Here is a 12,821-nt window from a genome sequence, read left to right as displayed (position 1 = left end):
ACCGGGGTGGCATTTTTTATATTGTCATTGAGAACAATTGCGTATCCGGCTGATTCCTTTGCAGGAGCAGGTCCAGAGCCATACATACATTCCTCACATAGGGGCGTCCTTCCTCAGTGATATCTATCCCTTTATCTTTAATGACTACCAGGCCATCTGCTTCCATTTCCTTCAGCTTAATAAGCACATCTGGTATTTCGGGGAATTTTAGTTTATCATCCTCCCAGGAAGTGGTAAGCCTGCACATAAGATTGAGGATATGTTGGCGTATTACCTCATCCTCTTCAGTTAAAATATGGCCACGGTAGAGCGGTAATTCATTTGCTTCCAGCCTGTCATAATAATCCTCTATCTTTTTCTCATTTTGTGCAAATCCTGTCCAGCTGTCACTAATTGCAGATACCCCAAGGCCTATCATAACTTTAGTTTTTGAAGTGGTATAGCCCATAAAATTGCGATGAAGTTTCTTTTCCTCTACCGCTTTATATAGCGAGTCCGATTTTAGGGCAAAGTGGTCCATTCCTATTTCCACATAACCGGCTTCTGCAAGGAGTTGCTTCCCTGTTTCGTACATTTCACGCTTTACATCTGCACTTGGAAGGTCGGTATCTTTAAAGCCACGTTGCCCGTTTCCTTTGATCCACGGCACGTGCGCATAGCTGTAAAAGGCGATCCTGTCCGGCATCAGCTCTTTAGTTTTGGCTATCGTGGTACGAATATGTTCCACCGTTTGAAAGGGTAAACCAAATATGATATCATGTCCTACAGAGGTATAGCCTGCTTTTCGGGCATTATCTGTAGCATCTTTTACATTTTTAAAAGGCTGAAACCTGTGAATTGCCAGCTGCACCTCCAGGTTATAATCCTGCACGCCATAGCTCACGCGGGTGAACCCAAGCTCATTCAGCACCTGCAGGTGCTCTATTTTGGTGTTATTGGGATGTCCTTCAAAACTGAAATCGTGATCTTTGGCCCTGTCGGCTTTTTTGAAGAGACCATCTATAAGCATTTTTAGATTTTCGGGAGAGAAAAATGTGGGGGTACCCCCGCCAAGATGTATCTCCCTTATTAATGGCCGTTCACTGAATATTGATGTATATAGATCCCACTCCTTTAAAACAGCGGTGATATATGGAGATTCCACCTCGTGCCTTTTGGTTATACGTTTATTACACCCACAGAAGGTGCAAAGGCTTTCGCAAAACGGCAGATGGATATAAAGGCTAATTCCTTCTTCGCTGTTACTGGCAGCAAAAGAATCCACCAGTCTTTCCTTATATTTTTCAACTGAAAAATGACCGGTATTCCAATATGGCACCGTAGGATAACTCGTGTATCTTGGACCTGCAACATTGTACTTCTGGATCAAATTTTCATTCATAGTATTTCAATTTATGAAGCAAAAATACTAATGCCCTCACCTCTATAATATGATATGGATCATTAAACAGGCTATAAAAACGTTAAAAGCACTTAGTATTAAGACACGGCTTAAATTTATATTAACCTAAAAATCAACCACTAAGAATTTTTATTTATCTTTAATTATAACTCCCCGGCCATCTCAAAACTCAAAATTATGGAAACTGGGTTTAGGTTATTCAAAGTCATATTTTGCGTACTTTGCCTGGGTCTTTTAAACCACAGCTGTACCGTTTACCGTTCAGCTGATATAAGTGTGGCGGAGGCTGTTGAATCGCAAAAAAAGGTGAGGATCAAAACCGCGACTCAAAAACAGTATTCCTTTAGGAGACTTGAAAAAGATGAAACCGGTATCTACGGGATCGCTTTTAAAAATTCAAGACCTGCACGGCATTTTGCAAATGATATCGTACCCGGAAATTTACCCGACAATCAGGTTAAAATAAAGCTGGAGGAGGGGTCAATTGATGAAATAAATCCGCATAACAAAACTCTCTCTGTCCTTATACCTGCAGGGATCGTGGTTGCCGGGGTGTTGATCTTTGCCCTCACCTACCAAATGGCAATTTCCCCCTGGTAAGTAAGGATCTTTTCAATATAAATTTCTTCCAGGTTACTGCACCCGGGTTCTTAAGGAGATCAAACTATCCAACTTGCATAAGCCGGCAGGCAATTAACTACGAGTTTGCCACCCCTTTTACACGCTCTGCGGTATCAAATTTGGACAATGTAAGCCTTACGGTACTATCGGCCTGGGCTTCCAGGTCGTGCGGCACATCGCCATCAAGCTGAACAAGATCGCCTTTAACAAGAAAATGGCTTTCTCCTTTGACTCCAAATTTTATTTCACCTTCAAAGATCTCTACCACAATTGGAAAAGGAGTCTTATGCTCTTTCATAACCTGCCCTTTTTTCATTGTAATTCGAATCTCCCTGCTGCTGTCTGTATCCATTAATACTTTTACTGCAGGTTTATTCTCGTTATATTCAAGGTCTTTAGTAAGCGATGCTAATTTCATATCCTATTATTTATGAGTTAATTATTAAGCCGGTTCTGGAATGGATAATTTACGAAAGGATTTCATGGTCTCCCCATAGCTCCGGGTTACAGATGCTTCTACTGCCTGTTCCACAATAAGCTGTGCAGCCTGCAGCATGTTCTTTAATTCAAAATAAGCCAAATTCCCGCTATGAGGGAACATATTCAATTTGGTTTGTAAAGCTTTTATATTATCCAGCGCCCTCTCTTTCTCGTTCACTCCTGATGCATGCAGCAGGCCGTATGTCATTAATTTATTAAGACTACTCCTTATTTCCTGCAGTGTAAACTTATCGGCTCCAAAGCCTTTTACAAGTACCTTTTCCTCCTCACCCGTTTTAGGCGAAGGAATAAAATTAAGCTCCCTTACCACCACCCCGGCAGCCTGGTGGGAGAATACCAGTGCCTCCAGAAGGGAGTTGGAAGCCAGCCGGTTTGAACCATGCAGGCCGGTTTGCGCACATTCCCCTGCAGCATAAAGATTGCCGATAGATGTCCTGGAAAATTCGTTTACCTCTATTCCTCCACATTGGTAGTGGGCGGCAGGAACAACAGGAATAAGATCGGTCATCACATCTAGCCCTACAGAGGTACAATGTTGTACTATGGTAGGAAAATGTTCTTTAAATGAACTCTCATCCAGGTGCCTGCAATCCAAAAAAACATACTCTTCCCCAGTCGCTTTTAACTCTTCAGCTATAGCTTCAGAAACTATATCCCGGGTTGCCAATTCTCCACGGGGATCATATTTGAATACAAATCGTTTTCCCTCGTGATTCACCAGATGGGCTCCATAACCTCTCACTGCTTCAGAAATAAGGAACAGCGCATGGGAATCTTTGGAGTATAGAGCAGTGGGATGAAATTGTATATAATTCATTCCGGAGACCTTCGCTCCTGCACGCATCGCCATCGCAACCCCGTCTCCCGTAGCAACGGAAGGATTGGTGGTATTGCTGAAGATCCTTCCGCTTCCTCCTGTTGCGAGATAGGTGATCCTGGAATTTATATCTATCAACTTACCGCTGTTGTTATCGAGTGCTTCTACCCCGACGCAGGTCGATTTTGTCCCGGTTTTATTCAGAAGCAGGTCTGTAACAAAATAATGATCGTAAAAAGTGATATTTTCCAGGGAAGCTGCTTTTTGAAGAAGTTTAGTAACCATTTCTTTTCCGGTAAGGTCCCGGTGGTGTACTATTCGCTTTTGGGAGTGGCCACCTTCCAGCCCGAGTTCAAGTTCTCCCAATTCATTTGCATCAAAACTGGTACCCCAGTCAATAAGCTCCTGCAGCCTTTCCGGCGCCTGCGAAATTACCATTTCAACTATATACGGATCATTCACCCCTCTGCCCGCCTTCATCGTGTCTTCTATGTGTTGTTCAAAACTGTCACGCACCCTGTCCAGTACCACTGCGATACCTCCCTGGGCGCGGGAAGAACTGCATACATCACTACTGCTTTTAGTGAGCACTACCACCGCAGCATCGGGCCGGGCGATGGCTGTTTTTATGGCAAAGGACAATCCGGCGATGCCAGATCCTATTACAAGAACATCTGTATTCATAGGTTATATTTTTTTGTGGAACGTATTATCCACCTCATCATCTCTTTTTAATTTTTAAACCTCCAGCATACGCTTTATAGGAACCAGTGCCTTTTCAATAAGTTCTTCCTCCAATCGTATCTCAGGCCCTTCCTTTTCCAGGCAATCGTAAAGTTTCTTTAAGGTATTCATCTTCATAAATGCACATTCACTGCAGGCACAGGAATTATCTTCTTTTGCCGGGGCAGGAATGAGGGTTTTGTGAGGAACGTCCAGCTGCATCTGGTGCAGGATCCCCGCTTCTGTTGCAACTATGAAGGTGTCATAATCACTTGTTTTTACATAATTAAGCATCCCCGAGGTAGAACCAATATAATTGGCGACCTGCAGGATATGACTTTCAGATTCCGGATGGGCAATGATCTTTGCCTTTGGGTATTCTATGGAAAGGTCTATAAGCTTATCAAGAGAAAATGCCTCGTGTACGATACATGCACCATCCCACAGCAGCATCTCCCTGCCGGTAACGTCAATAAGGTATTTTCCTAGATTCTTATCGGGTGCGAAAATGATCTTTCTATCTGCAGGAATCGAATTTATGATCTTCTCTGCGTTTGAGGAAGTACATACAAGATCGCTCATGGCCTTAATCTCTGCAGAGCAGTTGATATACGTGACCACCACGTGGTCGGGATATTGGTCCTTTAATTTCTGAAATGCTTCCGGCGGGCAGCTTTCTGCCAGGGAACACCCGGCTTTAAGGTCCGGCAAAAGTACTTTTTTTGTAGGATTCAGGATTTTTGCAGTCTCTGCCATAAAATGCACCCCGGCAAAAACTATGATATCGGCTGTAGTTGCAGCGGCTTTCTTCGCCAGCTCCAGGCTGTCACCAATAAAATCTGCCACCTCCTGTATTTCCGGTTCCTGGTAGTAATGTGCAAGGATCACCGCATTCTTTTCTTTTTTAAGCTGAAGGACCCGGTCTTTCAGGCTAAGCTCTTCCTGGACTACACTCATTCTACTTGATCTTTGAAAGATTAATTCTGAATTCAAAAAACATCAAACTGTACCGAAGGATCTTTCGGTGCATTAATTTTCAGAACAAAAGTAGAATGATAGCTTCCCTTATTTTATGACCCTGATCAGGAAAAAGCTTTTTTGATTTTTCCTAAAGGCTTATAAAGAAAATAGTTTCACTTGCGGTCTAATCATGTTTAAAAGCAGCCAGAACCCTGAAGATATGCATCACTGCAGGAAACACTGCATCCATGGATTCCCCTGCCCCTTTTGTAGATCCCGGCAGGGCAAGGACCAAAGTTTCCCCAATCAATCCGGAAACAGATCTAGATAGCATAGAATAAGGTGTTCTTTGCTGCCCGTAATTTCTTATTGCCTCTTCTATCCCCGGAATAGGGCGCTCGAGAAGCGGCAGGATAGCCTCTGGCGTGACATCTCTGGGAGAAAGGCCTGTACCCCCGGTTAGAATGATAAGGTTCACCCCGGCCTCACATTTAGTTTTCACCAGCTCCTGTATTCTCTCTTTTTCATCTGGAATAATAACATAATCCTCCACCCCAACCTGGTGCGCCTCCAGTTTCTCAATGATCACCTTCCCTGCGCGATCCTCCTTTTCCCCGGCCGAAATAGAATCTGAACACACGATCACAGTAGCTGATATTTGGTTCTCCTCTACCACCTTCCGGTAATCTGTTTTACCACCTTTTTTCTCAAGGAGTTTAATATTCTCAATGCTTATTCCCTTATCAATTGGCTTAAGCATATCATACATCGTGATAGCAACAACCGAAGCTGCATGCATAGCCTCTACTTCCACCCCGGTTTTATATATGGTATGAACCTCCACACTCACAAAAATATCCAGCCCCTTTATCCGGAATTTAATTTCGGTAAATTCAATAGGCAGGGGATGGCAATCGGGGATCATATCACTCGTCCTTTTTGCCGCAAACAGGCCTGCGGTTTTAGACATTTCAAACACATCGCCCTTGGGTACTTTTTTCTCCTCAACAGCTTTTATTGTTTCAGGACTGCTAACCCGCACCACCGCCTGTGCTGTTGCCTTACGAAGGGTATTACTTTTATGAGTGATATTTACCATTTATTTCTTTTTTTTATTTTAGTCCAGACTCTAGACTCCAGCAGCGTAGCGGTCCAGACTCCTAAGTATTAACCTTCCAGCTTTCCCCATTCTCCATTAATTCCTTTCCCCACACCGGCAGTTCCTTCTTAATTCGCTCCACCAGTTCTTCACAGGCATCTATCGCCATTTTGCGGTGTTTGGAGGAGGTGAAGACGAACAGGCAAATCTCTCCCACTTTCACCTCTCCCAGGCTGTGATAGATATGCATACAGGTGAGGTCATATTTTGCAAAGATGGCTTCTCTAATTTCGAAAGCCTTCTGCAGCGCCATTTCTTCGTAAGTGGTGTATTCAATCGCAGTTACAGTGCTGCCCTCCTTCTCATCTGCCCGCACCTGCCCAAGGAAAATGGAATGGGCACCTATATTGGTTTTCGTGCTGTGGTTTTGAATGGATTGGGCGATCTTCTCACTGGAGATTGGCCCCTGTACAAATATATTTTTTGGTTTACGATTCATTGTTTTGATTATTTAAAGGTGAGGAAGGATGTTGAAGTCCCCCTTCCACAGAGCGTATTTCCTTTTCAGGAAATCTTTGCCTTAGCTCTTTGGCTGCCTGCATACTTCGCTGGCCAGATTTACAGAATAGCATAACGGTGTCTACCTCCTCTAATATACCGGGATCTTTGAGCAAATCATTCATCGGAATTTTTAAAATTGTATGACTACTAAATTCTGGTTCTTCATTTGGCTCCCTGATATCGATGACTATTGAATTCTCTGCTTGACAGGTCCAGTGAAGGGCGTTTTCCCAGGTTATTTTTTCCACAACGCCACAGGTGATGTTGTAATCTGTATTTCTGAAAGCTACTTCATTTTCAGGAATATTCTTTCCAGATGATAAATTTGGCTTTAAGCTCACCTCATAAAACCCGGAATTTAAAAGATCATAAAAAAGAACCTTATTCGCCAGGACTTTACCCAATCCTGAAATTACCTTTATTGCTTCAGCTGCCATCAGGGTGCCAATTATTCCTGGCAATACTCCCAGCACTCCGGTTTCACTACAGTTAGGGATTTCGTCTGCAGAAGGTGGTACGGGATAGAGGTCCCTGTAATTCACCGGTTCCTCACCATAATTAAAAACCGTCACCTGGCCTTCATATTGGTAAATAGCCCCCATAATTAAAGGTTTACCGCGAAGGACACAGGCGTCATTGACCATATACCTGGTTCCAAAGTTATCAGACCCATCAAGCACCAGGTCATATTTTTCCATAATTTCCAGGATATTATCCGGAGTGAGATATTCGTTTATTGTTTCAATATTTATGTCGGGGTATTTTTGATTAAGCACTTCGCCTGCAGCTATCGCTTTCAATTTTTCAAGGTCCCCATAACCAAATAAAGTTTGCCTGTTTAAATTAGACAGGCTTACGGTGTCCCCGTCTGCAATACCAATAGTTCCCACCCCGGCAGCAGCCAGGTAAAGCAGGGCAGGACAACCAAGACCCCCGGCTCCAACTACAAGGATACGGGCCTTTTTTAGTTTTTTTTGTCCTGAGGTGCCAAATTCCGGCAAAATATGTTGTCTTTCAAATCTGCTCATCCTCCCGAAAATGGTGGTAATAAGGCGATCTCCTCATTACCGTTCAAAGCCTGTTTATCGTGTACAACCTGTTTATCCACGGCGAGGGTATATTTAGCGTCCTTAAGTTGAGGAAACTCCTGCTCCAGCCTATCCAAAAGTTCCCGGGTATCCCCATACACAGGGAATTCAAATTCGCCTGAGGGAAGCTTCTCGGCCAGCATTCCAAAAGCCTTTATCTTAAATCTTTCCATTTTTTCTCTGTCATTTTAAGTTCTTCCGGGGTATTGACATTTTGAAAAATTTCCGGAAATTTTTCTACGATGGAAGGTACTAAAGTGTGCTTGTTTTCTAAAATAAAATCGGTCATTTTTAAGTTCCCTTCCCTGATCCTTTTTTCCACTTCTTCCTTTAAGATCACGGGATATATAGCGAATAAAGGATTGATCCTACCCTGTACCGTGACGGCTACGATACGCTCTTTACCTGAAAATTCCAGGAGCTGTACAATAGCTTCAGCAGTAACCAATGGCATATCACAGCTTATCAAAAAAACCGCTTCAGCCTTTGTATGGGAGAGTGCGGTAAATAATCCGCCCATTGGTCCTTTTTCAGCAACTATATCAGAATACACAGGAATATTAAAATTCTCGTATTCCCTGTCATTTGCAATAATTTTGACCGGAATCTTTGTTTTACTCAAAGCCTTCAGCACATATGAAACCATTGGCCGGCCATTTAGAAGAGTAAGGCCTTTATCCCGGCCCATCCTGCTGCTCTTACCCCCGGCAAGAACAAACGCTTCCACCTCAACTGCCTTCTTCACGTCAAAATCAATTTAATCGCGGCGCCGGCAAGAACCAGGGTAAGCAGGTTCTTTACGATCGTTACATTGAATTTTCTCGCACCGTAATAACTCCCAAGCATCCCTGCTACAATCGTAGGTGGTATGAAGATCCAGAGGGTCTTGTTAAAGGAAAGATCCATTCCTACTGTCCCTATATATCCTGCAACAGAATTCACAAAAATAAAAAGGGCGCTAAGTGCTGCTGTTTGCCTAATGTTGGTCCAGCCAAGCATAAGAAGTAAGGGAGACAGGATAATTCCTCCACCTATTCCTATAAGCCCTGAGAGGAAGCCAATAAGGATCCCGATTACCGGCGGCAACCAGAAATTTTTTTGAATATAATGGAATTTATTCTTTGGGAATACTCCCAGGAACTGCAGAATTGGAAATAAAAGCAGTATTCCCAGGATATTCATATATATAGCCGTGTTCACAACGATCACCCCTCCTATAAAGGCTGCAGGTATCGAGAATATGGCAAGTTGCCAGAATAATTTATTGGGAAAATCACAGCTTTTCCTGTGATTTAAGAATGCAACAAAAGAAACGATTATATTAAGGGTAAGAGCGGTAGGCCTTATTTCCTCAGGAGCAAATCCTGTAAGCGCCAGGATCATTAAATAGCTGCTTGCCCCTCCATGTCCTACAGAGGCATAGAAGAATGCTGCCACCGGCAACAATAAAAGCGCATATAGAATTAAATCTCCAGGCATTCTTAAAGATAAAAAACATTCACAGGAGTCCTCGCTTTTATTTCCTCTTTATCTTCCTCCAGCTCCACCAGGCAATTTGCGGTGCTAAAGGCCAGTAAATTGAAAGATTGCTGTCCTCCAGGGATAATTACCTCATCTTGTTCCATTCTTCCCTTAAGAAAGAAAGTAAGCCCTTCTTTTTTCTTTTGGTCGGCAGCCAGGGAAAGGACCGCATCTGCCTCCCATACCTTTTCCTTTCCTGCAAGATATTTAAGGCTGGGTTTGACATATTGGTTAAAACAACTTAAAACCGAAGCCGGATTTCCCGGTAAAGCAAAAATATATTTATCTCCCTTTCTCCCGGCATACATAGGTTTGCCGGGGCGTTGCTTTATTTTATAAAATAGTTCTTTTACTCCTGCTTTTTCCAGGCATTCCTTCACAAAATCATAATCCCCCACAGAGATCCCCCACTAATTATTAGCACGTTTGACGCTGCCAGTGCCTTATTGATCTTTTCCTGCAGCTCCTCCTTATCATCTGTAGCTTTAAGACCAGAGATTTCTTTTATACCGGCGTTTTTTAGCAAAGCCTCCAGCATTGGCCCATTGGAGTTATAGATCTCGCCTTCCTTAAGGGCTGTACCTGCCTCTTTTAACTCATCGCCGGTGATAATATAGGTCACAGTAGCAGGAGTATATACCTCCACTTTATTCAATCCAACAGATGCCAATAGTCCTATAAGACCGGGAGTAACAGGGGTACCTTTTTCTGCGATCAATTCTTCTTTTTTACATTGGGAACCTTTTAAGCGAATATTGCTTCCGGTTTGTATCTTATCCTGATCATAGGATATTCGACCTGTAGCTTCATCCCGTTCAATGAGCTCCTGCGGAATAACTGTATCCACTCCCTGCGGAATTTTAGCTCCGGTAAATATTCGGGCGGCAGTACCTTCCTTCACCTTATATGCATTGGTATCCCCGGCCTGTATCACGCTGCCAGATTCCCAGCTATTCCTGCTGCTGTCAAATTTCATGGCATAACCATCCATGGCTGAATTATCGAAAGATGGTACATCAATGGGAGAATATACATCTACAGCCAGGATAAGTCCCAGGCTGTCATTCAGGGAAATATTTTTTGATTTGGCTCTTTCAAGGTTTTCTGAAAGAATACGGCGGGCATCATTAACTGAGATCATCCTCCAATTTTGATCATACTTCGATTTTTCAATTCACTGGCCTCTGCACCCTTATAGGATTTGGAAAACTGGCCTCCCATCACTTTATATTTCCTTATGACAGAAGTTCTTATTAACGGCTCAATATCCTCTCCTTTTCTCAGGGTGCCCAGCAGGTCCATTTCTTCACTTCCAAAAAGGCAATTCTTCATCTTCCCATCTGCTGTGATCCTCATCCTGTTACAGTCCCCACAAAAATGCTCGGTCATAGTGGTGATAAAAGCAAAGGTACCTTCGTGGCCTATCGCTTTATATTTCTTAGCGGTGGCATGTGGTTCATCCTTCAGCTTTACCATATCATACTCCTCCTCTACCCATTTAAGCATTTGTCCTGCCGTAACCACTTTCTTGCTATTCCAGTGATTCCCTTCAAAAGGCATGAATTCTATGATCCTCACATGTAGGGGAAGGTCCTTTGTTATGGCAACAAAATCCAGGATCTCTTTTTCAATAACCCCTTCAATCCCCACGCAATTGATCTTCACACGAAAACCTTCACTGAGCATAAGAAGGATATTATCCCAAACTCTTTGAAATTGATCCCTTTTAGTTATTCTTTTAAAAGTTTCAGGATTGAGGGTATCCAGGCTTATATTAAGTGATCGTACCCCGGCTGCTTTTAAGTTTTCTATGTATTTATGAGCGAGGACTGCATTGGTTGTAAGGCTTAATTCCACCGGTAATTTCGAGATCTTTTCCAGGATCTCGGGGAATTCCTTTCGAACCATAGGTTCCCCTCCCGTTAATCTTATTTTATTTACACCCAGCTCTACAAATTTTGCAGCAATTTGCTCAATTTCATCTACCTGCATAAGGTGTTTATTGGGCAGGCACTGGATATTCTCATCTGGCATACAGTACTGGCAACGAAAGTTGCAGCTATCTGTAAGGGAGATCCTTAGATAATCGTGAATTCTTTTATGGCTGTCTACTAACATTCACTCTTGGTCTTTTGTCTGGTTTCTTCTTCAATGGTTCCGGTAAATAGCGTAGCACCCAAAATGAGCCTATGGCCATGATAAGGGATCCTATAAAGGTAGTGATTGCAAAGAAGATATTACCCTCAAGCGCGTTATTTAAAGCACCGAATAAGAACCATACCTGTATACTTACAAAAAGTATTTGTAACAGGATGATCCCTGTCATGATAGTATTGGTTTTATTGGGATGTGCTTCGTTCTGGGATGTTCTAAAATCACTCATGATTATGCATTTTGATCCTTACTTTTTTCTTTCACATATACCTTGCCGTCTCTCACTACTACCTCCAGTTGAGGTAAAGGCCGTGGTGGTGGTCCCTGCAGTACCGCGCCGGTATCTGCACTAAACCATCCATTATGGCAGGGGCATTCGATCTTATTCTCATCCTTACGATATCTCACCGCACAAGTCAAATGAGTGCATTTTTGTTCAAAAGCGCGCCATTCATTTTCTTCCAGGTGAATTAAGATATACGGAATGTGCTTATCTCCATGTATCTCAAACTGAAACATTTCCCCCACTGCAACCTCATCTTCATTCACAACAAAGTGTTCTCCTTCCAGTTTTTCTGCAGGAAAAGCTATTGCTCTAATGACTATAAAGCCGTTGCTAAGGGCAAAAGCCCCTGATAATAAGCCCAGGAATTTGGCAAATTCCCTTCGGCTTACGTGCGTCCCGCGCCTGGTCTCTATTGGAAAATCACTTTTCCAGCTTGGTTCTCTTTCAGAATCTTCTTTTGCCATCGTATTTAAAAGTTATGGTATAATTAACTGGTGTGTGCCTTTAGGCATCATAATATTTACTTTGGTATTTACCTCTTGTTGTCCAAAAAGGAAAGAGTTTACCGGCTCACTATCTGGCCTCATCCTTTCAATTTCTTCCCGTGTCCCGTAATAAAGGGCCTGGCTTGGACAAACCGTTGCGCACATAGGCTTTTTCCCGGCACTTGTCCTGTCATAGCACATATTGCATTTCATCATCAACTCTGCCTCTTCCATTTTCTTTGGAACACCAAATGGACAGGCTAAAACACAGTTGGAACACCCAATGCACCTTGAGGTGTTGGCAGAGTGTACCACTCCAAATTCATCCTGGTGTATGGCATCTGCCGGACAAACATTTGCACAGGTAGGATCTTCGCAATGCATACATACCTGTACCGTAGTTTGAGGGCTTTTTTCCCTGTCTACATAATTTACGTGGATCATACTTTCCTGGCCATTCGTTTCGCATTCAGCACAGGCCATTTCACAGGCATGACAACCAATACAACGTTGCATGTCTACGAAAAAAGCCATTTCCTGATCATAATTTGTTTCCGGCATAATTTTAATTTTAAAGGTTAGGTTTTAAATTTCGTTCTCTGT

The 12,821-nt window shown here is 42.9% G+C and carries 16 protein-coding genes and 1 pseudogene; 1 reads left to right on the top strand and 16 read right to left on the bottom strand.

From position 1 onward, the window contains the following. Positions 1–16: 16 nt before the first annotated feature. The gene (hemN, locus tag FHG64_RS12020) at positions 17–1,381 is read right to left on the bottom strand and encodes an oxygen-independent coproporphyrinogen III oxidase (RefSeq protein WP_139066629.1); all 1,365 of its coding nucleotides are present in this window, start codon (positions 1,379–1,381) and stop codon (positions 17–19) included. Between the two features lie 198 nt (positions 1,382–1,579). On the opposite strand from hemN, the gene FHG64_RS12015 reads away from it, so the two are divergent. Beyond that, complete coding sequence (locus FHG64_RS12015) at positions 1,580–2,002, top strand: hypothetical protein (protein WP_139066628.1); 423 nt, start codon at positions 1,580–1,582, stop codon at positions 2,000–2,002. Between the two features lie 97 nt (positions 2,003–2,099). On the opposite strand, the gene FHG64_RS12010 is transcribed toward FHG64_RS12015, so the two are convergent. The 15 genes and pseudogenes from FHG64_RS12010 to FHG64_RS11945 form a co-directional block, all read right to left on the bottom strand. Then, entirely contained in the window at positions 2,100–2,441 is a 342-nt protein-coding gene (locus FHG64_RS12010) for a cupin domain-containing protein (protein WP_139066627.1), read from the bottom strand. A gap of 24 nt (positions 2,442–2,465) precedes the next feature. Then, complete coding sequence (nadB, locus tag FHG64_RS12005; RefSeq protein ID WP_139066626.1) at positions 2,466–4,025, bottom strand: L-aspartate oxidase; 1,560 nt, start codon at positions 4,023–4,025, stop codon at positions 2,466–2,468. A 54-nt stretch (positions 4,026–4,079) separates the two neighbouring features. Next, positions 4,080–5,021: a quinolinate synthase NadA gene (nadA, locus tag FHG64_RS12000; RefSeq protein ID WP_139066625.1), complete on the bottom strand. Its 942-nt coding sequence runs from the start codon at positions 5,019–5,021 to the stop codon at positions 4,080–4,082. A 187-nt stretch (positions 5,022–5,208) separates the two neighbouring features. Next, positions 5,209–6,123, bottom strand: coding sequence for a bifunctional molybdenum cofactor biosynthesis protein MoaC/MoaB (gene moaCB / locus FHG64_RS11995; RefSeq protein WP_139066624.1), 915 nt, complete (start codon positions 6,121–6,123; stop codon positions 5,209–5,211). Between the two features lie 61 nt (positions 6,124–6,184). Next, positions 6,185–6,622, bottom strand: a complete 438-nt coding sequence (locus FHG64_RS11990; protein ID WP_139066623.1) for a molybdenum cofactor biosynthesis protein MoaE — start codon at positions 6,620–6,622, stop codon at positions 6,185–6,187. Beyond that, on the bottom strand, positions 6,612–7,712 hold the full coding sequence (locus tag FHG64_RS11985) for a HesA/MoeB/ThiF family protein (protein ID WP_139066622.1): 1,101 nt from the start codon (positions 7,710–7,712) through the stop codon (positions 6,612–6,614). Before FHG64_RS11985 ends, FHG64_RS11990 begins: the two co-directional genes overlap by 11 nt. After that, positions 7,709–7,945, bottom strand: coding sequence for a MoaD/ThiS family protein (locus FHG64_RS11980; RefSeq protein WP_139066621.1), 237 nt, complete (start codon positions 7,943–7,945; stop codon positions 7,709–7,711). The genes FHG64_RS11985 and FHG64_RS11980 overlap by 4 nt, the downstream gene beginning before the upstream one ends. Continuing rightward, the gene (mobA, locus tag FHG64_RS11975) at positions 7,927–8,517 is read right to left on the bottom strand and encodes a molybdenum cofactor guanylyltransferase (RefSeq protein ID WP_139066620.1); all 591 of its coding nucleotides are present in this window, start codon (positions 8,515–8,517) and stop codon (positions 7,927–7,929) included. Before mobA ends, FHG64_RS11980 begins: the two co-directional genes overlap by 19 nt. Then, entirely contained in the window at positions 8,514–9,251 is a 738-nt protein-coding gene (locus tag FHG64_RS11970; protein WP_139066619.1) for a sulfite exporter TauE/SafE family protein, read from the bottom strand. The genes mobA and FHG64_RS11970 overlap by 4 nt, the downstream gene beginning before the upstream one ends. A gap of 2 nt (positions 9,252–9,253) precedes the next feature. Next, the gene (locus FHG64_RS19610) at positions 9,254–9,451 is read right to left on the bottom strand and encodes a hypothetical protein (RefSeq protein WP_394344221.1); all 198 of its coding nucleotides are present in this window, start codon (positions 9,449–9,451) and stop codon (positions 9,254–9,256) included. A gap of 108 nt (positions 9,452–9,559) precedes the next feature. Continuing rightward, positions 9,560–10,434 (bottom strand): annotated as a pseudogene (locus tag FHG64_RS19425) (molybdopterin molybdotransferase MoeA); the annotation flags it as partial. Next, the gene (gene moaA / locus FHG64_RS11960; protein ID WP_139066618.1) at positions 10,431–11,411 is read right to left on the bottom strand and encodes a GTP 3',8-cyclase MoaA; all 981 of its coding nucleotides are present in this window, start codon (positions 11,409–11,411) and stop codon (positions 10,431–10,433) included. The pseudogene FHG64_RS19425 and the gene moaA, both read right to left, overlap by 4 nt. Continuing rightward, positions 11,392–11,676, bottom strand: coding sequence for a DUF6755 family protein (locus FHG64_RS11955; protein WP_139066617.1), 285 nt, complete (start codon positions 11,674–11,676; stop codon positions 11,392–11,394). The genes moaA and FHG64_RS11955 overlap by 20 nt, the downstream gene beginning before the upstream one ends. 2 nt (positions 11,677–11,678) lie before the next feature. Further along, on the bottom strand, positions 11,679–12,197 hold the full coding sequence (locus FHG64_RS11950) for a QcrA and Rieske domain-containing protein (RefSeq protein WP_139066616.1): 519 nt from the start codon (positions 12,195–12,197) through the stop codon (positions 11,679–11,681). Positions 12,198–12,209: 12 nt separating this feature from the next. Beyond that, positions 12,210–12,779 (bottom strand): 4Fe-4S dicluster domain-containing protein, encoded by a 570-nt coding sequence (locus FHG64_RS11945; protein WP_139066615.1) that lies wholly within the window; start codon positions 12,777–12,779, stop codon positions 12,210–12,212. Positions 12,780–12,821: the final 42 nt, after the last annotated feature.

Origin of the sequence: Antarcticibacterium flavum (genome assembly GCF_006159205.1) — a bacterium.
Classification (GTDB): Bacteria; Bacteroidota; Bacteroidia; order Flavobacteriales; family Flavobacteriaceae; genus Gillisia; species Gillisia flava.
This window is presented reverse-complemented; position numbering and strand designations above follow the sequence as displayed.